This window comes from Micromonospora inositola (assembly GCF_900090285.1).
Lineage (GTDB): Bacteria > Actinomycetota > Actinomycetes > Mycobacteriales > Micromonosporaceae > Micromonospora > Micromonospora inositola.
In genome coordinates this window covers 151,729-177,080 of record NZ_LT607754.1, presented here as the reverse complement: position 1 = coordinate 177,080, position 25,352 = coordinate 151,729, and the positions used below count along the sequence as shown (strand labels likewise).

The window sequence follows — 25,352 nt, the reverse complement described above, 5'->3', positions numbered from 1 at the left end:
GAGCACCTCAGGCGACGACGGCGGGCGGGGATGGCGGATCAACGGGGGGAGGAGTTCCTCCGCGGCAAGGCGACCTCGCCGCGGGCGACCTTCCTGGAGCTCTTCTTCGACGTCGCCTTCGTCTTCGCGCTCACCCGGGTGTCGAACCGGCTGGTCGACGACTTCACGGTGGAGCGGCGGGTCTTCCTGCCCGAGGCGGGGGAGACGCTGCTGCTCCTGCTCGCCCTCTGGATGGTCTGGTCGCTGACCACCTGGACGACCAGCCGGTTCAACCCCGAGCAGCCGGCGCTCCAACTGGTCGTGGCGGGCTCGATGTTCGCCAGCATGGTGATGGCGGTGTCGCTCCCGGAAGCGTTCGACACCAGGGGCGTCTCCTTCGCGGTCGGCTACGTCGCCGTCCAGGTCGGCCGTCCCCTCTTCCTCACCGTGGTGATGCGACACCACCCGGAGCGGCACGTCGCCGGCCGGATCCTCGCCTGGGCGGTGGTGTCGGCGGTGCCGTGGATCGCCGGAGCGGCCGTGCACAACGACGCCCGCGGGGTGCTCTGGACCGTCGCGGTGATCATCGACTACGGCGCGGCCCGGCTGGGCTGGCCGTTGCCGGGACGGGGCCGTGCGCCCACCTCCTCCTGGCCGGTCACCGGCGAGCATCTGGCCGAGCGCTACCAGCAGTTCACCATCATCGCGCTGGGCGAGATGATCCTGATCAGCGGATTCGGCTTCAGCATGAGCGAGTTCGCGGCCGCCCAGTGGGTGGCCTTCGCCATCACGTTCGCGAGCACCGTGCTGCTCTGGCGAATCTACTTCTATCGGGCCGGCACCGTGCTGGTGGAGGCGGTGGCCGGCTCGGCGCGACCCGGCCGGCTGGCCGAGTCGGCGACGTACACCCATCTGGCCATGGTGGCCGGCATCGTCGCCGCCGCGGTCGGCTATGAAATCGTCATCGCCCACCCCGGCGGGCACACCGACCCGGCCTGGCTCACCGTGATCGTCGGCGGTCCCGCGCTCTTCGTGCTCGGCCGGACGCGCTTCGAGTACGAGGTGTTCGGCCGGGTGTCCCGGTCCCGGCTGGTCGGCCTCGTCGTACTGGTGGCGATGGTGCCCCTGGTCGTCCGGCTGCCTCCGCTGGCGGTCGGCGCGGCGACCACGGCGGTGCTGGCCGGCATGGCGGCGACCGACGCGCTGCGGGCCCGGGGCCGGCCGCCGGAACGACCGGCCCCGCCCTTGTGACGGGCGTTCCGGCGGGCGGGCGAGCCGGCCGGTCAGGCGGCCGTCGGGCGGGAGAGCGCGGCCAGCGCGCGGCGCACGTCGGCGAGGGAGACGGTCGTCGAATCGTCCAGCTCGGCCAGGCCGGCCTCGATCCACTGTCGCATCAGGGTGGTCACCCCGATGCCGCGGGCGTCGGCGGCGGCCCGGACCCGCTCGTACGTCTCCAGCGGGAGGCGCACCGAGCGGCTGACCATGGGCACGTCGGTGTCGGGGGTGGGCAGCTCCGCCGGCTGGCTCTCATCGATCAGTTCGGCCAGCGCGTCGTCGCCGCCGTGGAAACGCTTGGTCGCCTCGTTCCGGTCCATCGTGACCGCCTCCTCATCGGCGAGATCTCCGTACCGCCTCGTCGTAGCGCTTCGCCTCGACGTCGCTCAGCTCGCGCGCGGACAGGACGTCCCAGTCGTGGTCGGCGCCGTCGGCCTCGGCGAGCAGCACGGCGAGTCGTCGGCCCCGGTGGGACACCGCGTAGACGACCATCACGTCGTCGCCGAGGTGCCGGATGACCCGGCGCGTGCTGTGCAGGGCCTCCCAGACTTCCCCGGGCGTGACGTCGTAGACCCGGAGGTTGGCCAACGCCTCGTCGGTGAAGCTGAACCGGCTGCCCACGAGCGGAGCGTACCACGCGCGTAACACGCGAACCGATGACCCGATTTTCGCTGATCAACGGCTGTGGGTGACAGGATGGGGCGTAATCCCCTCGAGGAGGTCCGTGGTGAAGCGTCAGGCATACCAGCCGATCCTGATCACCGACGCCTCGCGCAGCCAGAACGACCAGCTCAACAGCCGGCAGAAGCGTTACGTGCTGATGATGGGCATCCGGGTGGCGTGCCTGGTGGTCGGTGCCGTCCTGGTCGTCGCGAAGGCACCCCTGCTCTGGCTCTGGCTGCCGCTGCTCGGCCTCGGGATGGTGCTCATCCCGTGGCTGGCGGTGCTGCTGGCCAACGACCGGCCGCCCAAGGACGAGCACCGGCTCGCCAACAAGTTCCACCCCCGCCACCGCGACGAGACCCCGCCCATGAGCCTCACGGCCGAGGAGCGCCCTCACAAGATCATCGACGCCGAGCCCTGACCGGCCCCGGACCCGAGTGGGTCAGGGGGTGGGGCGGGCGCCGACCGTGGCGACCGCGGTGGCGCCGAGGTCCGCCGCGCGGTCGAGCGCGGCGCGGGGGTCCGCGCCGGTGAGCCAGGCCGTGAGCAGGCCGGCGGCGAAGGCGTCCCCGGCCCCGGTGACGTCCACCACCGCCACCCGACGGGCCGCCGCCACGCTGACCGTGGCGTCCCGGTCCACCCAGACCGCGCCGGCCGCGCCCTGCTTGACCACCACCCGGCGGGCCGCGGCCGAGAGCGCCCGCGCCTGCGCCGCCGGGTCCATCCCGCCGGCCAGCACCGTCGCCTCGTCCGTGTTCACCAGCAGCAGGTCGACGTCGCGTACCCAGGTCAGGAAGGCCGCCGCGCCGACCCGCCGCAGCGGCGCCGCGGAGGCCGCGTCGACGCTGGTGGTGAGCCCGCGCTCGCGGGCGGCGGCCAGCGCCCGCAGTCCCGCGCCGCGCGACGCGGCGTCCAGCAGGGTGTACGCGGACAGGTGCAGATGCCCGGCGTCGGGCGCCCCGGCCAGGGCCCGGTCGACGTGCGCGGCGGTCAGCCGCAGGTTCGCCCCGCGCTGGCTGACCATGGTCCGCTCGCGGTCGGCGGCCAGCACGACGACCGTGCCGGTCGGGTAGCCCTCGTGGCGCTCCACCGCGCAGTCGACGCCGATCCGGGTCAGCTCGGCCACCCGGTCGCGTCCCGCCTCGTCGTCGCCGACCGCGCCGACCAGCGTCACGTCCACCCCCTGGGCGGCGATCCAGGCGGCCGTGTTGGCCGCCTGCCCGCCGCCGCTGAAGCGGATCTCGGCGGCGGTGTCCGAGCCGGTCGCCAGCGGCCCGGCGAGCACCGCCACCACGTCGGTGATCACGTCGCCGACGACGAGGATCCGGGACCGGTGATTCATGCCGTGGCGGCGGTACGACGGGCGGCGGCGACGGCGATCCGGGCGGCCAGGTCGGCGTTGCGCAGGATGATCCGCACGTTCACCGCCAGGCTGGCGCCCTGGGTGGCGGAATGGAAGTGGGCCAGCAGGAACGGCGTCACGGCCTTGCCCGTCACCGAGTCGCGGGCGAGCAGGGCCAGGCCCTCGGCGAGCGTCCGGTCGTGCAGCTCCGGGTCGAGCTGCTCGTCGACGGGGAGCGGGTTGGCCACGATCAGCCCGCCGTGGTGCACGCCCTGCGCCGCCCGGGCGGACAGCACGTCGGCCACCTGCTCCGGCGAGTCCACCGACCAGTCCAGGTCGAATCCGGCGTCGCTGAGGTAGAAGCCGGGGAAGCGGCGGGTGCGGTAGCCCACCACGCCGACGCCGAGCGTCTCCAGCCGCTCCAGCGTCGCGCCCACGTCGAGGATCGACTTCACCCCCGCGCAGACCACCGCGATCGGCGTCCGGGCCAGGGTGACCAGGTCGGCCGACTCGTCAAAGGTCTGCGCGGCCTCCCGGTGCACCCCGCCCAGACCGCCGGTGGCGAAGACGCCGATCCCGGCGGCCGCGGCCACCGCGCTGGTCGCGGCCACGGTGGTGGCGCCGTCCGCGCCGGTCGCGGCGGCCACCGCCAGATCGCGTACGGAGAGCTTGCTCACCCCGTCGACGGTGGCGAGCCGGGTCAGCTGCGCGTCGTCCAGGCCCACCACCAGCTCGCCGCCGACCATGCCGATGGTGGCCGGGATCGCTCCGGCGTCCCGGACCGCCTGCTCGATCTGCCGCGCGACCAGCAGGTTGTCGGGCCGGGGAAGGCCGTGCGAGACGATGGTGCTCTCCAGGGCGACGACGGGGCGCCCGTCGCGCAGGGCGTCGGCCACCTCGGTGCCGTAACGGATGTGAAAGCTGGTCACTTCCGTTACGGTACCGCCGCCGTCCGGGCGGCCTGCGGTGGACCGGCCCGGGACGACCTGCGAAACTGGAAAAGTTGGAGGTGTAGACGTGAGTACAGAGGTTCTCGAGCGTCCCGAGCTGAAGGACGCCGACACCGGTCCCGAGATGTTCCACTACGTGCGCAAGGAGAAGATCGCCGAGAGTGCCGTCATGGGCACCTTCGTCGTGGCGCTCTGCGGCGAGACGTTCCCGGTGACCAAGGCGGCCAAGCCCGGCTCGCCGGTCTGCCCGAAGTGCAAGGAGATCTACGACTCGTACCGCGAGTGATCCCGGGCGGTCGGCCCGGCCACCCACGTAACCTGCGGCGGTGACCACCTCCACCGCCCTGCTCTTCGCCGACCTGACCGGGGTGGCCGTCTTCGCCGCGTCGGGCGCGTATGCGGCGGTGGCCAAGCGGTTGGACCTCTTCGGCGTGGCCTTCGTCGGGGTCGTCGCCGCGCTCGGCGGCGGGATCTTCCGCGACCTGGTGATCGACGAGGTGCCGCCGCTGGCCTTCGCCGACTGGCGGTACGCGATCACCGCGGCGGTCACCGCCGCCGCCGTCTTTCGGCTCCACCCGCAGCTCGCCCGGCTGCGCACCACCGTGCTGGTGCTCGACGCCGCCGGCCTCGGTTTGTTCACCGTCACCGGCACGCTCAAGGCCCTGGACGCCCACGTGCCGGCGGTCGGCGCGTGCATGATCGGCATGCTCACCGCGATCGGCGGTGGGCTCGGCCGGGACCTGCTCACCGGGGAGATCCCGGTGGTGCTGCGTCGGGAGATCTACGCGGTGGCGGCGCTCGCCGGGTCGATCGTGGTTGCCCTGCTGTCGACGTACGGCCACGCGACGGCGGTGCCGTTGACCGGGGCGGCCGTCTTCGTCTTCGCGCTGCGCCTGATCTCGCTGCGCCGGCGCTGGTCCGCCCCGGTGCCCACCACGCGCCCGCCGCGCACCGGCACCCGCGGCCCACAGGGCTGAACCGGCCGGGGCCGCGGTGGCGTGGGTCGGATGTGACCAGCGTGGCGTCGAGTGGGGCGAACCGGCCCCGCTGGTTATGCTGAGTCGGCCTTCGCGGCATCTTCTGCGCGGAGGCGTTTTCATGGGCTGCGGCACCCGTGGCCCTCGGCCCGGGTCCGCCCTTGGTGCGGTCGGAGAGGAGCCTTGCGTGGCAGCCCGGACGCCGGCGCTCGATACGTTTCCGCCCCTGCGCGCCTGGCAACGCAAGGCGCTGGTGGAGTACCTGCGCCGCCGGACCGAGGACTTCACCGCGGTCGCCACCCCGGGCGCCGGCAAGACCACCTTCGCCCTGCGGATCGCCGCCGAGCTGCTCGCCGACGGCACCGTCGAGGCGGTCACCGTGGTCGCCCCGACCGAGCACCTGAAGACCCAGTGGGCCACCTCCGCCGCCCGGGTCGGCATCCAGCTCGACGCCGCGTTCCGCAACGCCGACCTGCACTCCTCGGCCGACTTCCACGGCGCGGTCGTCACCTACGCCCAGGTCGGCATGGCGCCGCAGGTGCACCGTCGGCGCACCATGACCCGGCGCACGCTGGTCATCCTCGACGAGATCCATCACGCGGGCGACTCCCGGTCCTGGGGCGACGGGGTCAAGGCCGCCTTCGAGCCCGCGGTACGCCGGCTGATGCTCACCGGTACGCCCTTCCGCTCCGACGACAACCCGATCCCGTTCGTCAGCTACGAGCGGGGCGGGGACGGGCTGCTGCGGTCCCGCGCCGACTCGGTCTACGGCTACTCCGACGCGCTGCGCGAGGGCGTGGTCCGGCCGGTGCTCTTCCTGGCGTACTCCGGGGAGACCCGGTGGCGCACCAACGCCGGCGAGGAGTTGGCCGCCCGGCTGGGCGAGCCGATGACCCAGGACCTGGTCGCGCAGGCCTGGCGTACCGCCCTGGATCCGGCCGGGGACTGGATGCCGCAGGTGCTGCGCGCGGCCGACGCCCGGCTGACGGTGCTGCGCAACGCCGGGATGGCCGACGCGGGCGGCCTGATCATCGCCAGCGACCAGCAGACCGCCCGCTCGTACGCCAAGCTGATCGAGCAGGTGACCGGCGAGAAGGCCGCGGTGGTGCTCTCCGACGACCAGGGCGCGTCCGCGCGGATCGCGACGTTCGCGGCGTCCGGGCAGCGCTGGTTGGTCGCGGTCCGGATGGTCTCCGAGGGCGTCGACATCCCCCGGCTGGCCGTCGGCGTCTACGCCACCAGCGCCAGCACGCCGCTCTACTTCGCCCAGGCGATCGGCCGGTTCGTCCGGGCCCGCCGCCCGGGGGAGACCGCCTCGGTCTTCCTGCCGAGCGTGCCGCACCTGCTCGGGCTGGCCAGCGAGATGGAGGCCGAGCGGGACCACGTGCTCGGCAAGCCCAAGGACAACGAGGGCTTCGACGACGACCTGCTGGAGCGCGCCCAGCGCGACGACCAGGCCAGCGGCGAGCTGGAGAAGCGCTTCGCGGCACTCTCCGCCACCGCCGAGCTGGACCAGGTGATCTTCGACGGCGCGTCCTTCGGCACGGCGGCCCAGGCCGGCACCCCCGAGGAGGAGGAGTACCTCGGCCTCCCGGGGCTGCTCACCGCGGACCAGGTCTCCCTGCTGCTCACCAAGCGGCAGGCCGAGCAGCTCGCCGCCCGGCGCCGCCGAACGGCCACCCGGACCGCTGAGCCGGCCGCTGAGAGCCCCGCGGCGGCGCCGCCGCCGATGAGCGCCGCCCAGCGCCGGGTGGCCCTGCGACGCCAACTGAACGCCCTGGTGGCCGCCCGCCACCACCGCACCGGCCAGCCGCACGGCAAGATCCACGCGGAGCTGCGCCGGCTCTGCGGCGGCCCGCCCAGCGCCCAGGCGACCATCGAGCAGCTCGAAGAGCGCATCGCCACCGTCCAGACCCTCTGACCGCCTAAGCGGGCACCCGGCCGGGTACGCGCGGCCTCCCGGCCGCGCCGCCCCCACAGGGCTGGCTCCCGTGGCCGCAGGGGCGGGGTGTGCGCCCACGGTGGGGTCAAAGAGCGGGGTGCACGAAAAGCCGGCCGGAGGCTCCCCGTGGGGGCCTCCGGCCGGCTATGTCGTGGTTCGGTTGCGGTTTTCAGTTCGCCATCAGATCGGCGCCACGCCAGCTGAACTCTGGGTCCGTCGCGTACCGCACGGTGATCTTCACGAGATCCTCCGCGTACTTGTTCGCGTGGTGCCCACAGAACACCAGCTCGCTCCCACCCGCCAGAGTGATCCGGAGCTTGCCGGCAGCATTGCAGCGGTCGCACCGTTCATCGGCGGCTGGGGGAGCCGCCGTCACGGGCGGCGGCGTGAGGGTCGGGGTCATCGCCTTCCTCCTCTGGTCGTCACCGATGAACACTCTCTTCGGTCGTTGCTCACCCATCGTGCAACATCCTTGTCGGGCCCTGCCTTCCCTGTGTGCCCGCGGGGGACCGAGGTCACACATGGCGTGGAGACAGTGTGCCGTGCACCAAGGGTGCCACGTCAACGATCACAAACGGGCAACCGACCGATCACCATCGAGTGTTGTACGGCTGGTGATCAAAGCGACACGACTGGTTGACGTGTACGGCTCAGTCCAGGTAGTCGCGGAGCACCTGGGAGCGCGACGGGTGCCGCAACTTGGACATGGTCTTGGATTCGATCTGCCGGATCCGTTCCCGGGTCACGCCGTACACCTGGCCGATCTCGTCCAGGGTGCGCGGCTGGCCGTCGGTCAGGCCGAAGCGCAGGCGTACCACGCCCGCCTCACGCTCGGAGAGCGTCTGCAGCACCTGCTGAAGCTGGTCCTGCAGCAGCGAGAACGAGACCGCGTCCACCGCGACCACGGCCTCCGAGTCCTCGATGAAGTCGCCGAGCTGGCTGTCACCCTCGTCACCGATGGTCTGGTCGAGCGAGATGGGCTCCCGGGCGTACTGCTGGATCTCCAGCACCTTCTCCGGTGTGATGTCCATCTCCTTGGCCAGCTCCTCCGGGGTGGGCTCGCGGCCCAGGTCCTGGAGCAGCTCGCGCTGGATCCGGCCGAGCTTGTTGATCACCTCGACCATGTGCACCGGGATGCGGATGGTGCGGGCCTGGTCGGCCATGGCGCGGGTGATGGCCTGGCGGATCCACCAGGTGGCGTAGGTGGAGAACTTGTAGCCCTTGGTGTAGTCGAACTTCTCGACCGCGCGGATCAGGCCGAGGTTGCCCTCCTGGATCAGGTCCAGGAACGCCATGCCGCGACCCGTGTACCGCTTGGCCAGCGAGACGACCAGCCGGAGGTTCGCCTCCAACAGGTGGTTCTTGGCGCGCTCGCCGTCCCGGGAGATCCAGAGCAGGTCGCGCTGCATCTCGCGGGTGAGCTTCTCCTCGCCCTCGTCGGCGGCGCGCAGCCGCTCGGCGGCGTAGAGGCCGGCCTCGATCCGCTTGGCGAGCTCGACCTCCTGCTCGGCGTTGAGCAGCGGCACCTTGCCGATCTGCTTGAGGTACGCCCGGACGGAGTCGGCGGAGGCGGTCAGCTCGGCGTCCCGGCGCGCCTGCTTGAGCGCCTCGGACTCCTCGTCGTCCCACTCGAAGTCGTTGTCCGTGGCGGAGGCGGCGGCGTCGGTCGCGGCGGCCTGGGCCAGCTCGGCCGGCTCCTCGACCACCACGTCCTCGATCTCGGCGGCCAGCGCCTCCGGGTCGATGTCGCCGTCGGCGCCCTCGCCCTTGGCGTCGGCCTTCGCCGGCTTCGCCGCGGCGGTCTTCGCGGCCACGGTCGCCTTGGTGGCCCGGGTCGCCTTGGTCGCCTTGGCCGGCGCGGCCGCATTGGCGGCCACCTCGGCGGTGGTGCCGGCGGCCTTGCGCGCGGTCGCCTTCCGCGGGGCGGGGGCCGGGGCCTCGTCGGCGGCGGGCGCCTGCTTCGGGGCGGGCGCGGCGGCCTTCTTGGTGGTCTTGGCGGTGGTGGCCCGGGACGCCGGCGTGGCGGAGCGGGCGGCGGCCACCCGACGGCGGGTGCTGGCCGAGCCGTCCACGACCACCGTCACGCCCGCCTCGGAGAGCGCGCGCAGGATCTTCTTGGCCTGGGCCGGGGTCACCTCAGCGGACTCGACGGTGCGCGCGAGCTGGGCCGACGTGAGCTGGCCGCCGGCGCTCTGCGCATGGGCGATCAGGGTGTCGGTGAGCGAGCGAACGTCGGCGCCGGTCTGGCGGGGTTCTGTCACGAATGACCTTCCGGAGGCGAAGAGCGAGCACGGCCGGGTCGTCCGGCGCAGCACGGAACGCCGTGCCGGGCGATGTCGTTGAGGGACCCCCGTGTCCCGGGCCGGCCGGTCGCTGGCGGTCCGTGGCGCGTGGGCAGGGTGAATTGTAACGCCGTCTGCCGCGATCATCCTGCGCCGCACGGCGTACCCGCGATCCGGACCGCCGAATTGGGCGCAGCTGTGGACTTTGTAAGGATGATACCCGCGCGCGACCCGGGAACACCCGGTCGCACGGGAAGGGGACGAACCATGATCCGCTCGGCGCCGCCGACGCAGGAACTGCTGGAGATCGCGATCGATGTCGCCCGGGACGCGGCCGCCACCGCCCACCGGATGCGGGCCGAGGGGGTTTCGGTCGCCGCGACCAAGAGCACGGTCACCGACGTGGTCACCGCCGCCGACCGGGCGGTGGAGCGGCAGGTGCTCGACGCCCTGCGCAAACTCCGCCCGGACGACGCGGTGCTCGGCGAGGAGTACGGCGCCGGGGACACCGGGCCGGTCGAGCCGGCCGGCGTGCGCTGGATCGTCGACCCGATCGACGGCACCGTGAACTACCTGTACGGGCTGCCCTACTGCGCGGTCTCCCTCGCCGCCGAGGTGGCCGGCGAGGTGGTCGCCGGCGTGGTCCGCAACGTGGCCACCGGCGAGGAGTGGACCGCCACCACGGGCGGCGGCGCCTGGCGGGACGGCGAGCGGCTGCGCTGCTCCACCGAGACCGACCTGGGCCAGGCGCTGGTCGCCACGGGGTTCGGTTACGACCCCGGCCGCCGGGCGCACCAGGCCCGGGTGGTCGCCGAGCTGATCCCGCACGTCCGGGACATCCGTCGGATGGGGGCGGCGGCGCTGGACCTCTGCCTGGCCGCCGAAGGTCGCGTCGACGCCTACTACGAGAAGGGGCTGGCCGCCTGGGACCAGGCGGCGGGCGGGCTGGTCGCCACCGAGGCGGGACTGCGGGTCGCCGGGCTGGACGGCCGACCCGCCGGCCCCGACCTGGTCATCGCCGCGCCGCCGGCGCTCTTCGCGCCGCTGCACACCCGGCTGGCCGCCCTGGACGCGTCCGGCGGCCCCTGACCCCGCCGGCCCCCGCCTCCCGCGGTGACCGCGGGTGGGTTACTTGCCCACCGGCATCGGGCAGGAGCCGGGGGGCGCCACCGGCGAGCCGAGGTCGCCGAGGGACTGGTTGACCTCGGTCGTGGTGGCCAGTTGCTGGAAGCCGTTGCCCAGGACCACGTCGACCGTGTCGTCCTTGCGGTTCGGGTCGTACTTCTGGTCGGCGTTGTCGAGGAAATAGGCCCGCAACAAGTGCGCGGAGCCGACGCCCTTCGGTCCGAAGCGGAGCACGGCGACGTCGTCGACGCCCTTCGGCGCGTTGCCCTCCTTCTTGACCTGGAACTTGCGGTTGCGGAAGTCGTCCGCCACGCTGCCGGCCAGCCCCGGCTCGTCGGTGGCGTTGTAGACGTTGATCTTCACGTCCTTCGGCTCGCGCAGGGTGACGTCGGCCAGCGGCCAGCCGTCGGGGCAACCCTCCGCGGTGCCCACCTTGCCCTGGCTGTCGCGTACCACGGCGACGACGACGAAGACCAGGGCGAGGACCGCCAGCAGACCGACGACAACGAGTGCTCGCACTCGCGCAAAACTCATCTGGGCGCTCCCGGATGTGTTGGGTGGCGGCGGCCGCTGGCGGTCGGGCCGCCCCGCCGGCCGTCGAGTACGCCGCTGAGGTTAACGGTTGTCCGGCCGTCGCGTGGAAACAGCCCGACATACCGGCGCGCCATCCGGGAACCGGGTAGTACTACCCCTATCTTCGTGTCGCCTGAGTCACATTGGGAACAACTTCGGGTGCAGGGGCGTACATCTCTGCCGCGAGGGCGGTATACATGCCTCGCCCAAAGGGGGGGTAAGGTTCCGCGCTCGCTGGGGGAGTTTCTCTGGCGGACTTGGCCCACCGGTCGTCGGGTCGGGTGACCGACCCAAATGGTGGCCGACCAGTGGAACCGAAACAGCGTCGTCCGGCGTTACAACCGGAAGCGACCATATCGATATGGGAGAGTGAAACCGATGGCCACCGACTACGACGCCCCGCGTCGCGACGAGGTCGACCTCGGCGAGGACAGCCTCGAAGAGCTCAAGGCGCGGCGGGTCGACTCACAGTCGGGCGCTGTGGACGTCGACGAGGCCGAAGTGGCCGAGAGCTTCGAGCTGCCCGGCGCCGATCTGGCCGACGAGGAGCTCACGGTCAAGGTGCTACCGATGCAGCAGGACGAGTTCCGGTGCGCCCGCTGCTTCCTGGTCCACCACCGCAGCCAGCTGGCGGTCGAGCGCAACGGCGAGCTGATCTGCCGCGAGTGCGTCTGATCTGGACGCGTGTCACCGGCGGCGGCCTCCTCGACGGGGCCGCCGCTGTTCGAGCCGCCGTGCGGTGACGGCGGAAAGCTGCTTGACTCGGATCGGACGGTTTCCACAGCCGGGGGGACTCGGGAGGTCGGACGGGTGAGCGAGCGCAACGAACGGGCCAGCGGACCCGACGCCGACGGCACGGGTGGGCGTGCCGGTGGTGACGTCGACCGGCCGGATGCCGGGACGCCGGCACCCGGGAGCGACGACGGCGACCAGCTCGGCGCGACCGTGGCGGCGCTCACCGCGGACGACCTCGCGCCGGCGAAGCGGCGGCAGCTGCTCACCCGCCTGGTCGGTCAGGCGCGCGCCCGCGGGCTCGCCGACCTGTTCAAGCCGAAGGCCGCCGTCCGCTGGATGGCGGACACCGTCGCCGAGGTCGCCCCGCACGTGCCGATCCGTGACCTGGCCACCCTGCGCCGGCACTTCCCCGGCCTGGACGACGAGGAACTGGCCGACCGGTTGGTGCGCAACGCCGCCCGGGCCACCGCCGGGGTCGGCGCGGCCGGCGGAGGGGTCGCCGCGGTCGAGTGGGCGGTCACCCCGACCCTGCTCTCCGCGCCCGTGCTGCTCGCCGCCGAGACGGTCACCGTGGTGGCGATCGAGCTGAAGCTGATCGGGGAGCTGCACGAGGTCCACGGCGTACCGCTGCCCACCGGCGGCACCCAGCGCGCCGTCGCGCTGGTGCAGTCCTGGGCCGGCCAGCGGGGGATCAACCCGATGATGCCGGGGGTCGGGGTGAGCGCGGCGCTCGGCACCGCCGCCCGCAAGGAGCTGCGGGACACCCTGCTCAAGCGCTTCGGCCGCAACCTCACCACGCTCGGGCCGTTCCTCACCGGGGCCGCGGTCGCCAGCTACCTCAACCGCCGGTCCACCCGGAACCTGGCCGAACAGCTCCGCCGGGACCTGCGCAAGCAGGGGCGGGAGCTGCCCGGTTCACGGCCCGCGCTGCCCTGAGCCACGGTTTCGGGCGGGGCGACGCGGCTCAGGCGGCGTCGCGGGCGGCCATGATCGCCGCGGCCAGCTCCACCGGGTGCCGGGAGCTGACCACCCAGAACGGGGTCGGGTCGGCCGGGTCGTCCAGCACCACCTGGACCGCGCCGCCGACCCAGGGCCGCTGCACGACGAAGGCGAGCGGGTCGGACCCCACGCCGAGCACCTCGCGGCGGCCGGCGGCGTCCAGCGGGACGGCGTCGGCGACGAACCGCACCGGCAGGCGGGCGTCGTCCACCCGCAGCTCGCCGTCTCCGACGGCGACCCGGATCCGGCCCAGCCACCACAGCGCGGCCACCGTCGCCGGCAGCAGCAGCACGAAGGGCAGCCAGGCGCGCAGCCCGGCGGCGCCCATCCACAGCTCGGTGGCGAGCAGCCCGGCCAGGCCGAGCGCGGCCAGCCAGTACCACCAGGGCAGGCCGAGCCGCTCGGCGTACGCCGGGGGCGCCGCCGACGGGGCCGGGGCGGGCGACGGGGATGGCGACAGGCTCACAGTCCGAGGGTACGGCGCACGACCGGCCCGCCAACCGGCAGGATGGCAGGGTCACCCGAGGACCGGACGGAAGAGGAAGACCGTGACAGACGTCGTACCCGTGCCCGTACGGCAGCTCGACCCCGAGCTGCCGCTGCCGACGTACGCCCATCCCGGCGACGCCGGCGCGGACCTGGTGGCGGCCGCGGACGTCGAGCTGCCGCCCGGCGGGCGGGCCCTGGTCCCGACCGGGGTGGCGCTCGCGCTGCCGGAGGGGTACGTCGGGCTGGTCCATCCCCGGTCGGGGCTGGCGGCCAGGCTCGGCGTGACGGTGCTGAACGCGCCCGGTACGGTCGACGCCGGCTACCGGGGTGAGATCATGGTCAACCTGATCAATCATGATCGGGACGTGCCGGCGAAGATCAGCCGTGGCGACCGGATCGCGCAGCTCGTCGTGCAGCGGGTGGCGCGGGCCGAGTTCCAGCCGGTGGCGGAGCTGCCCGCGTCCCGGCGCGGTTCCGGCGGGCACGGGTCGACCGGCGGGCACGCCGGGCTGGTCCCGGCCCCGGCGGGCGCCGACGGGCGGCGGGAATCGCCGAACCTGGCGGGCGGGCGGACAGAAGAGGTGGCAGGGTGAGTGCGAACAGCGGAGGGTGGGCGCAGTGATCTTCTCCCGAAAGCGGGCCGGTGGCGCGCGGCACGCGCGTGACGAGCGGACCACCGAGGTCCTCGACTCCTACGACGCCGAGGAGTCGACCCCCGCGGCGCCGTCCCGGGGCCCGTACGACGTCTCCGAGGCGCCCGACATGCCCCGGCTGGACCTGGGCAGCCTGCAGATCCCGGCGGTGCCCGAGGTCGAGGTCCGCGTGCAGGCCGACCCCCAGGGCGTGATCCAGCAGGTCGTGCTCGTGCACGGGGAGAACGCCCTGCAACTCGGCGTCTTCGCGGCGCCCCGCTCCGAGGGTATCTGGGACGAGGTGCGCGAGGAGATCCGGCAGTCGCTGATCAACGACGGCGCCGCCGCCCGCGACGTCGAGGGGGAGTACGGCACCGAGCTGCACGCCCGGGTCCGCACCCCGGACGGGCCGACCGACCTGCGCTTCGTCGGCATCGACGGGCCGCGCTGGATGGTCCGCGGCGTCTACCAGGGCGCGGCCGCCACCGATCCGACCGCGGCCGGCCCGCTGGCGATCTGCCTCGACGGCCTGGTGGTCGACCGGGGGCACGAGGCGAAGCCGGTCCGCGAGCCGCTGCCGCTGCGGCTGCCCCGCGAAATGGCCGAGCAGGCCACCCAGGAGAACCCCGCACCCGGCCAGCGCGAGGCCTGAGACAGTCACCCCGGGCCCGGTCCCGCCGGCTTCCGCCGGCGGCGCCGGGCCCGATGTGTGTGCCGGCCGCCGCTGCCGTACGCCGGGAAGGTGCCCCGCCGACGCCGACGCCGGCTCCGCCGCGCCGCCGGATCGGCGTACGCTGGCGGGACGGTTCCGGCATCCCGGGGTCGGGCCAGCGCCGGCGCGGACCGGCCAGCGTGGAGAGGGTGACGCGGAGGTCATGACGACCGACGAGGGTCGGGTGTCGCTGCGGCGCATCCTGCAACGGCTCACCGCGAGCGAGGCCGAGATCGAGGCGCAGGAGCTGCGCCGGGAGAGCGCCGAGTCGGGCGGCACGCCGGCCCGGCAGTGCCTGCGGGGCCAGGTGGTCTCCGTCGCCGGACGGCTCCGGACGGTGGTCTACACGCCGCGGACGAACCTGCCGACGCTGGAGGCGGACCTCTACGACGGCAGCGACGTGGTCACCCTGGTTTGGCTGGGCCGCCGGCACATCGCCGGCATCGAGCCGGGCCGGCATCTGACCGCCCGCGGCCGGATGGCCGTCCGGGACGACCGCAAGGTGATCTACAACCCGTACTACGAGCTGGAGTCGCCGAAGTGACGACCGGACCGCACCGGACCACCGAGCCGGACACCGGGCCGCCGGACGACGAACGGCTGCCCAGCCTCGCCGAGCAGATGGCCGACCAGCTCGGCGGCTGGCGTGGCCTGGTCGAGTCGAGCATCCCCGTGGTGGTCTTCGTGATCGCCAACGTGGTGGGCGAACTGCGCCCCGCGGTCGTCGCCTCGGTGGCGGTGGGGCTGCTCATCGCCGGCCTGCGGCTGGCCCAGCGCCGGCCGGTCCGGCACGCCGTCAACGGGCTCTTCGGCATCGCGGTCGGCGCGGCCATCGCCTGGCGCACCGGCGACGAGCGGGACTTCTACCTTCCCGGCATCCTCTACGGCATCGGCTACGGGCTCGCCCTGCTGCTCTCGGCGGCGATCCGGCAGCCGCTGGTGGGCTGGATCTGGTCGGTGCTGGTCGCCAAGGGGCGCTCCGAATGGCGGGACGACCCGCGGCTGGTGCGCACCTTCACCCAGCTCACCGTGCTCTGGGGCGTGGTCTGGCTGGCCAAGGTGGGCGTGCAGGCCGGGCTCTACCTGGCCCATCAGGACACCGCGCTGGGCGTGGCCCGGCTGGCGCTGGGCTACCCGCCGTACGCGCTGCTGCTGCTCATCACGGTCTGGACGGTGCGCCGGGTGACCCGGGAGACCGCGCCGGAGCCGCTGCCCGGCGCCTGAGCGCCGCCGGCCGCCCGGGGCGGCCGGCGGTGACCGGGTCGGGTCAGCCGGTGCCGCGGGTGCGCTCGACGCTGTCCGCGCCGAGGATCACCGCGCGGACCTCGTCCTCCACCTGGGCGGTGCACACGAAAATCAACTCGTCGCCGGCCTCGATCGGGTCGTCCGGGCTCGGCACCAGCACCCGCTTGCCGCGCAGGATCGCCACCAGGGCGGCGTCCCGGGGCAGCGGCACGGCGTGGATCGGCTGGCCGACGTACGGCGCGGTGGGCGGCAGCGTGATCTCGACCAGGTTCGCCTCGCCCTGCCGGAAGGTCATCAGCCGGACCAGGTCGCCGACCGTGACCGCCTCCTCGACCAGGGCGGCCATCACCCGCGGCTTGCTCACCGCGACGTCGACGCCCCACTGGTCGGTGAAGAGCCACTCGTTCTCGGCGCGGTTGACCCGGGCGACCACCCGGGGGACCGCGAACTCGGTCTTGGCCAGCAGCGAGACCACCAGGTTGACCTTGTCGTCGCCGGTGGCGGCGACCACCACGTCGCAGCCGGCGACGTTGGCCTCCTCCAGGCTGGCCAGCTCGCAGGCGTCGGCGAGCACCCACTCGGCGGCCGGCACGCGGTCCGGGCGGAGCATCTTGGGCTGCCGCTCGATCAGCATCACCTGGTGGCCGTTCTCGATCAGCTCCTGGGCGATCGACCGGCCGACGTTGCCGGCGCCGGCGATGGCGATGCGCATGCTCAGTGCCCTCCTTCCGGCGGCGTCGCCGCCGCCGTCGTGACCGACCCCATGATGTCGTCGGTCACCAGCATGAAGACCTGGTCGCCCTCCTGCACCACGGTGGAGGCGGTGGGCAGCGTGCCGATCCCGAAGCGGATCAGGTACGCCACCCGGGCTCCGGCGGACTCCTCCAGCTCCCGCAGCGGCCGGCCGATCCACTCCTTGTGCACCGGCACCTCGACGATCGACACGGTGCTGGTCGGGTCCCGGAAGATCTCGACGTTCCCCTCGGGGACCAGGTGCCGCAGCATCCGGTCGGCGGTCCACCGGACGGTGGCCACGGTGGGGATGCCGAGCCGCTCGTACACCTGCGCCCGGCGCTGGTCGTAGATGCGGGCGGCGACCCGGGAGACGCCGAAGGTCTCCCGCGCCAGCCGGGCCGAGATGATGTTGGAGTTGTCGCCGCTGGAGACGGCCGCGAAGGCGTCCGCCCGCTCGATGCCGGCCTGGCGCAGCACCTCGCCGTCGAAGCCGGCGCCGGTGACGGTGATGCCGCCGAAGTCGGGGCCGAGGCGGCGGAACGCGTCCGCGTCCTGGTCGATCACCGCCACCGAGTGCCCCCGGGACTCCAGGCTGTGGGCCAGGGTCGACCCGACCCGGCCGCAGCCCATGATCACGACATGCACGGTGTCCGCTCCTCCCACGGTGCCGCCCGTCGGGCCCGTCGTCTGCGAGCCTGCCACGTCCCCGCCGCGAGCGGGGGACCGACCGTACCGCGCCGGCGCGCGAGAGGTTGATCAGGCACCCCCGACGGCCGACGCGGGTTGGTCGTACCCTTAGCGCTTGTGGCCAGTCCCACCTCGCTGCTGAAGCGACTCCTCGTCGGTCGACCGTTCCGGTCCGACCGGCTCCAGCACACCCTCCTCCCCAAGCGCATCGCGCTGCCGGTCTTCGCCTCCGACGCGCTCTCCAGCGTCGCGTACGCGCCCGACGAGATCCTGCTGACGCTCTCCATCGCGGGCGCGTCGGCGTATCTGTTCTCGCCGTGGATCGCGCTCGCGGTCGTCGTGGTGATGCTCACCGTGGTGGCCAGCTACCGGCAGAACGTGCACGCCTACCCCTCCGGCGGCGGGGACTACGAGGTGGCGACGGTCAACCTCGGGCCCCGGGCCGGGTTGGCGGTGGGCAGCGCACTGCTGGTCGACTACGTGCTCACCGTCGCCGTGTCGGTCTCCTCGGGCGTGGCCAACCTCGGCTCGGTGGTGCCCTTCGTGGGCGCCCACAAGGTGATGATCGCGGTCCTCGCGGTGACGGTGCTGACCGCGATCAACCTGCGCGGGCTGCGCGAGTCGGGGACCGCCTTCGCGATCCCCACCTACGGCTTCATCATCGTGATGGTCGGGATGATCCTCACCGGGCTGATCCGGGTCTTCGTGCTCGGCGACGACCTGCGCGCCCCCAGCGCCGACCTGGTGATCCGTCCGGAGCACAGCGTGGCCGGCTTCGCGCTGGTCTTCCTGCTGCTGCGCACCTTCTCCTCCGGCTGCGCGGCGCTCACCGGTGTGGAGGCCATCTCCAACGGGGTGCCCGCGTTCAAGGCGCCGAAGAGCCGCAACGCGGCCACCACCCTGCTGCTGCTCGGCACCATCGCGGTGAGCATGCTGGTCGGCATCATCTGGCTGTCCCGGCTGACCGGCCTCCAGTTCGTCGAGGACCCGTCACAGATCGTCTCCGGGCCCGACGGGTACGTGCAGAAGACTGTCACCACCCAGCTGGGCGAGACGGTCTTCGGCTCCGGTTCGGCGCTGCTCTTCGTCGTCGCCGGGATGACCGCGCTGATCCTCTTCCTGGCCGCGAACACCGCGTTCAACGGCTTCCCGGTGCTCGGCTCGATCCTGGCCCAGGACCGCTACCTGCCCCGCCAGTTCCACACCCGGGGCGACCGGCTGGCCTTCTCCAACGGCATCGTCTTCCTCGCCCTCTTCGCGATCGTGCTGATCATCGGATTCCAGGCCGAGGTGACCCGGCTGATCCAGCTCTACATCGTGGGCGTCTTCGTCTCGTTCACGCTCTCCCAGGCCGGCATGATCCGGCACTGGAACCGGTACCTGCGCACCGAGCGGGACCCGGAGGCGCGCCGCCGCATGATCCGCTCCCGGGCCATCAACGGCTTCGGCATGGCGATGACCGGCACCGTGCTGGTCATCGTGCTGATCACCAAGTTCCTGCTCGGCGCCTGGATCGCGATCGCCGCGATGGCGGTGATCTACCTGCTGATGCTGGCCATCCGCCGACACTACGACCGGGTCGCCGCCGAATTGGAGCCGACCGAGGCGCGGGGGGTGCTGCCCGCCCGCAACCACGCCATCGTGCTGGTCAGCAAGCTGCACCAGCCCACCCTGCGGGCCATCGCGTACGCCCGGGCGACCCGGCCGGACACGCTCACCGCGGTCACCGTGAACGTGGACGAGAAGGACACCCGCCAACTCCAGGAGGAGTGGGAGCGGCGGGAGCTGCCCGTGCCGCTGACCGTGGTCGACTCGCCGTACCGGGAGATCACCCGGCCGATCCTCAACTTCGTGGCCTCCACCCGCCGGGAGTCGCCGCGCGACGTGGTCACCGTGTTCATCCCCGAGTACGTGGTCGGCCGCTGGTGGGAGAACCTGCTGCACAACCAGAGCGCGCTGCGGCTCAAGGGTCGGCTGCTCTTCGAACCGGGCGTGATGGTGACCAGCGTGCCGTGGCAGCTCGCCTCGACCGCCAGCAAGAACCTGGACCGGCTGGACGCCACGCTCAGCCGCGGGCCGGCGCGCGGGCCGCGGGTCGTCCCGCGCAGCACCCTCCCGCCGAGCGTCCCGCCGGTGGTCTCCGCCTCGCCCGGCGAGAGCGGCCCGGCCGGGGAGCGCCCGTGACGGCGGCGGCCGGCCGGACCGGCGCCCGGGACGCCACCGACGGCCGGCACGTCGACGAGATCGTCGGCGGGCGGCGGGGGCTGGAGGAGGCCGAGCGGGTCGAGCTGACCGTGGACGCGGTCGCCCCGGGCGGGCACTGCGTGGCCCGGTTCGACGGCCAGGTGGTCTTCGTGCGGCACGCGCTGCCCGGCGAGCGGGTGGTGGCCGAGGTGACCGAGCTGCACCGGGGCTTCGCCCGGGCCGACGCGGTGGAGGTCCTCGACGCCTCCCCGGACCGCGTCGAGCCGCCCTGCCCGTACGCGAAGCCGGGCCGCTGCGGCGGCTGCGACCTGCAGCACGTGGCGCCCGGCGCGCAGCTGGACTGGAAGACCGCCGTGGTGCGGGAGCAGCTCACCCGGCTGGGCGGACTCACCGACGCCGAGGTCGACGGGCTCGCCGTCCGGGTCGAGGCGCTGCCCGGCGGGCTGCTGGGCTGGCGCTCCCGGGTCCGGTACGCGGTCGACGGCGCCGGCCGGGCCGGGCTGCTCAAGCACCGGTCGCACGAGGTGGTGCCGATCGACCGCTGCCTGATCGCCCACCCGGCGATCCAGGAGCTGCCGGTGCTCACCCCCAGCGGCGCCCGCTGGCCGGACGCGGACGCCGTCGAGACGGTCGCCTCCACCGGCGGCGACGTCAGCGTGGTGGCGGTGGCCGAGGGGGTCCCGACACCGGTCAGCGGACCGGCCGTGGTGCGGGAGGTGGCCGCCGGGCGGGACTGGTCGCTGCCGGCGTCCGGCTTCTGGCAGGTGCACCCGGCCGCGGCGGACACCCTGGTCGGGGCGGTCCTCGACCTGCTCGACCCGCGCCCCGGCGAGACCGCCTGGGACCTGTACGGCGGCGCCGGGCTCTTCGCCGCGGCCCTGGCCGGCCGGGTCGGCGACGCCCGGGTCACCCTGGTCGAGTCCTCCGCGGAGGGCGTGGCCGCGGCCCGGGAGAACCTGGCCGACCTGCCCCGGGTGGAGGTGGTCGCGGCCCGGGTGGAGACCGCGCTGGCCCGCCGCCGGGTCACCGGCCCGGTCGACGTGGTGGTGCTCGACCCGCCGCGCTCCGGCGCGGGCGCCCAGGTGGTGCGGGACGTGGTGGCCGGTCGTCCGCGGGCGGTGGCGTACGTCGCCTGCGACCCGGCCGCCTTCGCCCGGGACGTGCGCACCTTCACCGGCCTGGGCTGGCGGCTGGCCGCGCTGCGCGGCTTCGACCTGTTCCCGATGACCCAGCACGTCGAGCTGGTCGGTCTGCTCCTGCCGCCGCCCCGCTAACCTGGCCCGATGAAGATCGTCGGGCTGATGTCGGGGACGTCGTACGACGGGGTGGACGTGGCCGCGGCCGAGTTCACCCGCGACGGGGAGACCCTGCGGCTGCGGCCGCTCGGCACGGCCAGCCTGGACTACGACGACGGGCTGCGGGCCGAGATCGGCGCGCTGCTGCCGTCCGGCGGCACCACCATCGAGGCGGTCTGCCGGCTGGACAACCGGCTCGGTGACGTCTTCGCCGAGGCGGCGGCGGCCGGCGCGGAGCTGGCCGGCGGCGCGGCCGACGCGGTGGTCTCCCCCGGGCAGACCGTCTTCCACTGGGTCGAGGCGGGCCGGGCCCGGGGCACGCTCCAGCTCGGCGCGCCGGCCCGGGTGGCCGCGCGGGTCGGCGTGCCGGTCCTGTCCGACCTGCGGTCGGCGGACGTCGCGGCGGGCGGGCAGGGCGCGCCGCTGGTGCCGGCCTTCGACGCGCTGCTGCTCGACCCGGCGGCCGGGCCGCGGGCCGCGCTCAACCTCGGCGGTATCGCCAACCTCACCGTGGTCGCGCCCGGCGCGCCCGTCCTCGGGTACGACGTGGGCCCGGCCAACGCGCTGATCGACGCGGCCGCCCGCCGCCTCCTCGGCCGCCCCTGCGACCTCGACGGGGCCCGCGCGGCGGCCGGCCGGGTGCACCCGGGGCTGCTGGAGCTGCTGCTCGCGGAGCCCTACTACGCCGCGGCCCCGCCCAAGTCGACCGGCAAGGAGCTGTTCCACGCCGGCTACCTGGACGGCAAGCTGGCCGCGCTGGGCGCGCCGGTGGCCGCCGACGACGTGCTGGCCACGCTGACCGAGCTGACCGCCCGGACGGTGGCCGCCGAGTGCGACCGGCTTGAGGTCACCGAGGTGTTCGCCGCCGGCGGGGGCGTGCGCAATCCCACACTCCGGGGCCGCCTCGCCGCGCTCGGCGCCGGCCGCTGGCGGCTGCGCACCACCGACGAGCTGGGCGTCCCGGCGCAGGCCAAGGAGGCGTACGCGTTCGCCCTGCTCGGCTGGCTCTCCTGGCACGGCCTGCCCGGCGCGATCCCGTCGGTGACCGGGGCGCGGCGGGCCGCCGTGCTCGGCTCGTGGACCCCGGCCGGGCCGGCGTACGCCGCCGTCCCGGCGGAGCCGCCGCGCCGGCTGCTGATCACCGGCTGACGCCGACCACCGGCCTGAGCTGGGCATACCCGCCTCGACCTGCGGGGATCTCGGGCCGAGCTGCGGGCTGTCGGCTGGCCGATAGACTCTTCCGTCATGAGTGTTGAAGAGGGCACGGCCAACCACGGTCGGCTGCTGGGCGCCGTCCGCGGTCCGCAGGACGTGAAGCGGATGACCGCCGAGCAGCTGGACATCCTCGCCGCCGAGATCCGTGACTTCCTGATCGCCAAGGTCTCTCGTACCGGCGGGCACGTCGGTCCGAACCTGGGCGTGGTGGAGCTGACCCTGGCCATGCACCGGGTCTTCGACTCCCCGCGGGACCGGCTCCTGTTCGACACCGGCCACCAGGCCTACGTGCACAAGATCCTCACCGGCCGCCAGGACGGCTTCGACAAGCTCCGCCAGCGCGGTGGCCTCTCCGGCTACCCGAGCCAGGCGGAGAGCGAGCACGACCTGATCGAGAACTCGCACGCCTCCACCGCCCTGTCGTACGCGGACGGGCTGGCCAAGGCGTACGCGCTGCGGGGCGAGCAGCGCAGCGTGGTCGCCCTGGTCGGCGACGGCGCGCTGACCGGCGGCATGTGCTGGGAGGCGCTGAACAACATCGCCACCGCCGGCAACCCCCTCGTCATCGTGGTCAACGACAACGGCCGGTCGTACTCGCCGACCATCGGCGGCCTCGCCGACCACCTCTCCTCGCTGCGGCTCAACCCCGGCTATGAGAAGGTCCTCGACACCGTCAAGGACGCCCTCGGCTCCACCCCGCTGGTCGGCAAGCCGATGTACGAGGTCCTGCACGCGGTCAAGAAGGGCATCAAGGACGCGGTCGCCCCGCAAGCCATGTTCGAGGACCTCGGCATCAAGTACGTCGGCCCGGTCGACGGGCACGACATCGCCGCGGTCGAGTCGGCGCTGCGCGCCGCGAAGAACTTCGGCGGCCCGGTGATAGTGCACGCGGTGACCCGCAAGGGCTACGGCTACCGCCCGGCCGAGGAGGACGAGGCCGACTGCCTGCACGGCCCGAGCGCGTTCGACGCGGAGACCGGCAAGCTGCTCGCCGTCCCGTCGGTGAAGTGGACCAACGTCTTCGCCGACGAGCTGGTCGCGATCGCCGACGAGCGTCCCGACGTGGTGGGCATCACCGCGGCGATGGCTGAGCCGACCGGCATCGCCACCCTCGCCCGCAAGCACCCGCACCGGGTCTACGACGTGGGCATCGCCGAGCAGCACGCCGCCACCTCGGCGGCCGGCCTGGCCATGGGCGGCCTGCACCCGGTGGTGGCGGTCTACGCCACCTTCCTCAACCGGGCCTTCGACCAGGTCCTGCTGGATGTGGCGATGCACAGGCTGCCGGTGACCTTCGTGCTGGACCGCGCCGGCATCACCGGCCCGGACGGGCCGAGCCACTACGGCATCTGGGACATGTCCGTCTTCGGCGTGGTGCCCGGCCTGCGGATCGCCGCCCCCCGCGACGCCGGCAGCCTCCGCGAGGAGCTGCGCGAGGCGATCGCCGTGGACGACGGCCCGACCATCCTCCGCTTCCCGACCGGCACCGTCGCCGCCGACCTGCCCGCCGTCCGCCGGGTCGGCACCGTCGACGTGCTCGCCGAGTCGGCCCGCACCGACGTGCTGCTGGTCGCCGTCGGCTCCTTCGCGCAGCTGGGCATGGAGGTGGCCGTCCGGGTCGCCGAGCAGGGCTACGGGGTGACCGTGGTCGACCCGCGCTGGGTCCGCCCGGTCCCGGCCGAGCTGGTCGAGCTGGCCGCCGGCCACCGGCTCGTGGTCACCGTCGAGGACGGCGTCCGGGTCGGCGGCGTCGGCGACGCCCTCGCCCAGGCGATGCGGGACGCCGACGTCCGGGTGCCGCTGCGCGACCTGGGCGTGCCGGCCGACTGGCACCCGCACGGCACCCGTGCGCAGATCCTCGCCGACCTGCGGCTGACCGCGCAGGACGTGGCCCGGGACGTCACCGGCTGGATCTCCGGCCTCGACGCCCAGCCCGGGGAGACGGTCCAGCCCGACGAGGCGGCCGCCAAGAACTGACGCCGCACGACGAACGGGCGGCCCGAGCACACTCGGGCCGCCCGTTCGTCGTTCCGGTCAGCGCCCGCCCACGGACCGGTACCAGGTCTTCTCGGTGCCGGCCAGGCTGAACGTCTGCTTCGTCGCCGGCTGCGGCGCCACCATCAGGCCCGGCCGGTCCACCAGGCGTGCCGTGCCAGGCGGCGCCGCGAACGAGGCGTCCCGGGTCGCCCGCCAGCTCAGCACCGCCAGCGGCTGCCCCGGCATCGGCAGCAGGTACGCCTGGAGCGTGCTGGCGCGGTCGGCGGGGGAGACCACCGGCGTCCCGCCGTCGGCCGGGCGGTAGACCACCGCGGTCATCGTGCCGGTGGCGCTCTCCCAGCTCAGCTGCTCCAGGTCCGCCGGCTCGCCGCCACCGAGGGCGACCTCGCCCAGGGAGCGGACGGCGAGCTTCGCCATCGGCCACGACTCCGGTACGGAGCGTGGGGCGTCCCGGTCGCCGATCCGGCGGGGGATGCTGCCGAACGGGCCCCGCTCGCCGGCGAGCGCGCAGGTGTCCAGCCCGGTCACGGCCCGCCGGCCGGCGCCGGTCTCGTCCCGGACCAGCGGGTACCGGGGGTCGGCGGTGGCCGTACCGAGGTCGAGCACGCGGTCCGCGGCCCGGCCGCGCGGCAGCGACCGGGTGGGCCGCAGGGTCGCGGTCAGCTCCACCGCCCGGCAGGCCGGCACGGCGACCGGCCCGGTGAGGCCGTCGGCGGTGGGCAGCGCCCGCCCGGCCGGGCCGAGCAGCCGCTCGACCCGGGCCGAAGTCAGGTAGCGCCGCCCGTCGGCGAGCTGGACCGGCAGCACATCCGAGTAGACCAGGTAGCCCGGGTCGGTGTACTCGGTGGCGTGGCGGACCGTCCACCGGTCGCCGTCCCGGGTGAGCTGCAGCAACCAGGACGCGCTCTCGCCGGGCACGTCCGCGGCGACCAGGGCCAGCGGCGTCCCGTCCACCTGGCCGGAGAAGAGGATGCCCGACGAGGGCAGGTGCACCCGGTCGTCGACCGGCGAACGCCAGTCGCGTACCGCCGCGGTGACCGCCGCCGTCGTGCCGGCGTCGCCGGCCAGGCTGCCGCGCGGCGGCCAGACCGCCAGCGACCCGTCGAGGGTGTCGTAGCCGACCGGCAGCGTCGTCGGCCCCCGGTCGGCGACCGGACCGCAGCCGGTCACGGTCACGAGCAGCAGGGTCAGCAGTGCGGTGGCCTTCGTGCCGCGCCGGCGGACTGAAGCCACCTGTACGCCCCCGATCGCGTCGCCGTCGTGTTTTCGAAGCCACATGGTACGAGATGTCCGGTCG

Annotated in this window: 27 protein-coding genes; 16 read left to right on the top strand and 11 right to left on the bottom strand. The window is 73.9% G+C overall.

The genetic code is table 11. The annotated features are described in order from the left end of the window. Window positions 1–30: 30 nt before the first annotated feature. Window positions 31–1,230 (top strand): low temperature requirement protein A, encoded by a 1,200-nt coding sequence (locus tag GA0070613_RS00820; RefSeq protein WP_089010502.1) that lies wholly within the window; start codon window positions 31–33, stop codon window positions 1,228–1,230. A gap of 32 nt (window positions 1,231–1,262) precedes the next feature. Here GA0070613_RS00820 and GA0070613_RS00815 read toward each other — a convergent pair whose 3' ends face one another. Both GA0070613_RS00815 and GA0070613_RS00810 read right to left on the bottom strand, forming a co-directional pair. Continuing rightward, window positions 1,263–1,574: a hypothetical protein gene (locus GA0070613_RS00815; RefSeq protein WP_089010501.1), complete on the bottom strand. Its 312-nt coding sequence runs from the start codon at window positions 1,572–1,574 to the stop codon at window positions 1,263–1,265. Window positions 1,575–1,587: 13 nt separating this feature from the next. After that, a complete protein-coding gene (locus GA0070613_RS00810) occupies window positions 1,588–1,875 on the bottom strand; it encodes a hypothetical protein (RefSeq protein WP_231929620.1) in 288 nt (95 codons plus the stop codon). Window positions 1,876–1,978: 103 nt separating this feature from the next. Here GA0070613_RS00810 and GA0070613_RS00805 point away from each other — a divergent pair, with 103 nt between their 5' ends. Beyond that, window positions 1,979–2,338: a DUF3099 domain-containing protein gene (locus GA0070613_RS00805; protein ID WP_172875730.1), complete on the top strand. Its 360-nt coding sequence runs from the start codon at window positions 1,979–1,981 to the stop codon at window positions 2,336–2,338. Between the two features lie 21 nt (window positions 2,339–2,359). Here the strand turns inward: GA0070613_RS00805 and GA0070613_RS00800 are convergent, their stop codons facing one another. Both GA0070613_RS00800 and GA0070613_RS00795 read right to left on the bottom strand, forming a co-directional pair. Continuing rightward, window positions 2,360–3,259 (bottom strand): carbohydrate kinase family protein, encoded by a 900-nt coding sequence (locus GA0070613_RS00800; protein WP_089010499.1) that lies wholly within the window; start codon window positions 3,257–3,259, stop codon window positions 2,360–2,362. Then, entirely contained in the window at window positions 3,256–4,188 is a 933-nt protein-coding gene (locus GA0070613_RS00795) for a pseudouridine-5'-phosphate glycosidase (protein ID WP_089010498.1), read from the bottom strand. The genes GA0070613_RS00800 and GA0070613_RS00795 overlap by 4 nt, the downstream gene beginning before the upstream one ends. A gap of 88 nt (window positions 4,189–4,276) precedes the next feature. On the opposite strand from GA0070613_RS00795, the gene GA0070613_RS00790 reads away from it, so the two are divergent. The 3 genes from GA0070613_RS00790 (at window position 4,277) to GA0070613_RS00780 (ending at window position 7,107) form a co-directional block, all read left to right on the top strand. Further along, window positions 4,277–4,495, top strand: coding sequence for a DUF3039 domain-containing protein (locus tag GA0070613_RS00790; protein WP_007456912.1), 219 nt, complete (start codon window positions 4,277–4,279; stop codon window positions 4,493–4,495). A 40-nt stretch (window positions 4,496–4,535) separates the two neighbouring features. After that, entirely contained in the window at window positions 4,536–5,186 is a 651-nt protein-coding gene (locus GA0070613_RS00785) for a trimeric intracellular cation channel family protein (protein WP_089010497.1), read from the top strand. A 187-nt stretch (window positions 5,187–5,373) separates the two neighbouring features. Beyond that, window positions 5,374–7,107 carry a DEAD/DEAH box helicase gene (locus GA0070613_RS00780; protein ID WP_089010496.1) on the top strand — a complete coding sequence of 578 codons (1,734 nt, stop codon included), beginning with the start codon at window positions 5,374–5,376 and terminating at the stop codon, window positions 7,105–7,107. Window positions 7,108–7,297: 190 nt separating this feature from the next. Here GA0070613_RS00780 and GA0070613_RS00775 read toward each other — a convergent pair whose 3' ends face one another. Beyond that, complete coding sequence (locus GA0070613_RS00775) at window positions 7,298–7,531, bottom strand: DUF7455 domain-containing protein (RefSeq protein WP_089015665.1); 234 nt, start codon at window positions 7,529–7,531, stop codon at window positions 7,298–7,300. A gap of 247 nt (window positions 7,532–7,778) precedes the next feature. Further along, the gene (locus GA0070613_RS00770) at window positions 7,779–9,389 is read right to left on the bottom strand and encodes an RNA polymerase sigma factor (protein ID WP_089010495.1); all 1,611 of its coding nucleotides are present in this window, start codon (window positions 9,387–9,389) and stop codon (window positions 7,779–7,781) included. Between the two features lie 288 nt (window positions 9,390–9,677). Between GA0070613_RS00770 and GA0070613_RS00765 the strand changes: the two genes are divergently transcribed. Then, window positions 9,678–10,499, top strand: a complete 822-nt coding sequence (locus tag GA0070613_RS00765; protein WP_089010494.1) for an inositol monophosphatase family protein — start codon at window positions 9,678–9,680, stop codon at window positions 10,497–10,499. A gap of 39 nt (window positions 10,500–10,538) precedes the next feature. Here GA0070613_RS00765 and GA0070613_RS00760 read toward each other — a convergent pair whose 3' ends face one another. Beyond that, window positions 10,539–11,054, bottom strand: coding sequence for a LytR C-terminal domain-containing protein (locus GA0070613_RS00760; protein WP_172875944.1), 516 nt, complete (start codon window positions 11,052–11,054; stop codon window positions 10,539–10,541). 432 nt (window positions 11,055–11,486) lie between these two features. Here GA0070613_RS00760 and GA0070613_RS00755 point away from each other — a divergent pair, with 432 nt between their 5' ends. Both GA0070613_RS00755 and GA0070613_RS00750 read left to right on the top strand, forming a co-directional pair. Continuing rightward, a complete protein-coding gene (locus GA0070613_RS00755; protein ID WP_007075406.1) occupies window positions 11,487–11,783 on the top strand; it encodes a DUF4193 domain-containing protein in 297 nt (98 codons plus the stop codon). A gap of 270 nt (window positions 11,784–12,053) precedes the next feature. Further along, complete coding sequence (locus GA0070613_RS00750; RefSeq protein WP_089015664.1) at window positions 12,054–12,779, top strand: hypothetical protein; 726 nt, start codon at window positions 12,054–12,056, stop codon at window positions 12,777–12,779. 28 nt (window positions 12,780–12,807) lie between these two features. Here GA0070613_RS00750 and GA0070613_RS00745 read toward each other — a convergent pair whose 3' ends face one another. Beyond that, a complete protein-coding gene (locus tag GA0070613_RS00745; protein WP_089015663.1) occupies window positions 12,808–13,302 on the bottom strand; it encodes a DUF3093 domain-containing protein in 495 nt (164 codons plus the stop codon). A gap of 88 nt (window positions 13,303–13,390) precedes the next feature. Here GA0070613_RS00745 and dut point away from each other — a divergent pair, with 88 nt between their 5' ends. From dut to GA0070613_RS00725, 4 genes are all read left to right on the top strand, one after another. After that, the gene (gene dut, locus GA0070613_RS00740; RefSeq protein ID WP_089010492.1) at window positions 13,391–13,924 is read left to right on the top strand and encodes a dUTP diphosphatase; all 534 of its coding nucleotides are present in this window, start codon (window positions 13,391–13,393) and stop codon (window positions 13,922–13,924) included. Window positions 13,925–13,949: 25 nt separating this feature from the next. Next, window positions 13,950–14,615, top strand: a complete 666-nt coding sequence (locus GA0070613_RS00735; RefSeq protein WP_089010491.1) for a DUF3710 domain-containing protein — start codon at window positions 13,950–13,952, stop codon at window positions 14,613–14,615. Between the two features lie 223 nt (window positions 14,616–14,838). Next, a complete protein-coding gene (locus GA0070613_RS00730; RefSeq protein WP_089010490.1) occupies window positions 14,839–15,219 on the top strand; it encodes an OB-fold nucleic acid binding domain-containing protein in 381 nt (126 codons plus the stop codon). Continuing rightward, window positions 15,216–15,899 carry a DUF3159 domain-containing protein gene (locus GA0070613_RS00725; protein WP_089010489.1) on the top strand — a complete coding sequence of 228 codons (684 nt, stop codon included), beginning with the start codon at window positions 15,216–15,218 and terminating at the stop codon, window positions 15,897–15,899. The genes GA0070613_RS00730 and GA0070613_RS00725 overlap by 4 nt, the downstream gene beginning before the upstream one ends. 43 nt (window positions 15,900–15,942) lie before the next feature. On the opposite strand, the gene GA0070613_RS00720 is transcribed toward GA0070613_RS00725, so the two are convergent. Together GA0070613_RS00720 and GA0070613_RS00715 are read right to left on the bottom strand one after the other, a co-directional pair. Further along, window positions 15,943–16,632 (bottom strand): potassium channel family protein, encoded by a 690-nt coding sequence (locus GA0070613_RS00720; protein ID WP_089010488.1) that lies wholly within the window; start codon window positions 16,630–16,632, stop codon window positions 15,943–15,945. A gap of 2 nt (window positions 16,633–16,634) precedes the next feature. Beyond that, window positions 16,635–17,300: a potassium channel family protein gene (locus GA0070613_RS00715; protein ID WP_089010487.1), complete on the bottom strand. Its 666-nt coding sequence runs from the start codon at window positions 17,298–17,300 to the stop codon at window positions 16,635–16,637. 159 nt (window positions 17,301–17,459) lie between these two features. Between GA0070613_RS00715 and GA0070613_RS00710 the strand changes: the two genes are divergently transcribed. From GA0070613_RS00710 to dxs, 4 genes are all read left to right on the top strand, one after another. Further along, complete coding sequence (locus tag GA0070613_RS00710) at window positions 17,460–19,526, top strand: APC family permease (RefSeq protein ID WP_089010486.1); 2,067 nt, start codon at window positions 17,460–17,462, stop codon at window positions 19,524–19,526. Window positions 19,527–19,585: 59 nt separating this feature from the next. Next, window positions 19,586–20,821 carry a class I SAM-dependent RNA methyltransferase gene (locus GA0070613_RS00705; RefSeq protein ID WP_089015662.1) on the top strand — a complete coding sequence of 412 codons (1,236 nt, stop codon included), beginning with the start codon at window positions 19,586–19,588 and terminating at the stop codon, window positions 20,819–20,821. Between the two features lie 9 nt (window positions 20,822–20,830). Beyond that, the gene (locus GA0070613_RS00700) at window positions 20,831–21,991 is read left to right on the top strand and encodes an anhydro-N-acetylmuramic acid kinase (RefSeq protein ID WP_089010485.1); all 1,161 of its coding nucleotides are present in this window, start codon (window positions 20,831–20,833) and stop codon (window positions 21,989–21,991) included. A 96-nt stretch (window positions 21,992–22,087) separates the two neighbouring features. Further along, entirely contained in the window at window positions 22,088–24,034 is a 1,947-nt protein-coding gene (gene dxs / locus GA0070613_RS00695) for a 1-deoxy-D-xylulose-5-phosphate synthase (RefSeq protein ID WP_089010484.1), read from the top strand. Window positions 24,035–24,091: 57 nt separating this feature from the next. Here the strand turns inward: dxs and GA0070613_RS00690 are convergent, their stop codons facing one another. After that, the gene (locus GA0070613_RS00690) at window positions 24,092–25,288 is read right to left on the bottom strand and encodes a hypothetical protein (protein WP_089015661.1); all 1,197 of its coding nucleotides are present in this window, start codon (window positions 25,286–25,288) and stop codon (window positions 24,092–24,094) included. Window positions 25,289–25,352: the final 64 nt, after the last annotated feature.

Excerpts from the sequence above, each read along its gene's own strand:
- GA0070613_RS00765 (WP_089010494.1), top strand. The coding sequence starts at position 9,678 with ATGATCCGCTCGGCGCCGCCGACGCAGGAACTGCTGGAGATCGCGATC.
- GA0070613_RS00730 (WP_089010490.1), top strand. The coding sequence starts at position 14,839 with ATGACGACCGACGAGGGTCGGGTGTCGCTGCGGCGCATCCTGCAACGG.
- GA0070613_RS00820 (WP_089010502.1), top strand. The coding sequence starts at position 31 with ATGGCGGATCAACGGGGGGAGGAGTTCCTCCGCGGCAAGGCGACCTCG.
- dxs (WP_089010484.1), top strand. The coding sequence starts at position 22,088 with ATGAGTGTTGAAGAGGGCACGGCCAACCACGGTCGGCTGCTGGGCGCC.
- GA0070613_RS00815 (WP_089010501.1), bottom strand. The coding sequence starts at position 1,574 with ATGGACCGGAACGAGGCGACCAAGCGTTTCCACGGCGGCGACGACGCG.
- GA0070613_RS00755 (WP_007075406.1), top strand. The coding sequence starts at position 11,487 with ATGGCCACCGACTACGACGCCCCGCGTCGCGACGAGGTCGACCTCGGC.
- GA0070613_RS00700 (WP_089010485.1), top strand. The coding sequence starts at position 20,831 with ATGAAGATCGTCGGGCTGATGTCGGGGACGTCGTACGACGGGGTGGAC.
- GA0070613_RS00800 (WP_089010499.1), bottom strand. The coding sequence starts at position 3,259 with ATGAATCACCGGTCCCGGATCCTCGTCGTCGGCGACGTGATCACCGAC.
- GA0070613_RS00720 (WP_089010488.1), bottom strand. The coding sequence starts at position 16,632 with ATGCGCATCGCCATCGCCGGCGCCGGCAACGTCGGCCGGTCGATCGCC.
- GA0070613_RS00775 (WP_089015665.1), bottom strand. The coding sequence starts at position 7,531 with ATGACCCCGACCCTCACGCCGCCGCCCGTGACGGCGGCTCCCCCAGCC.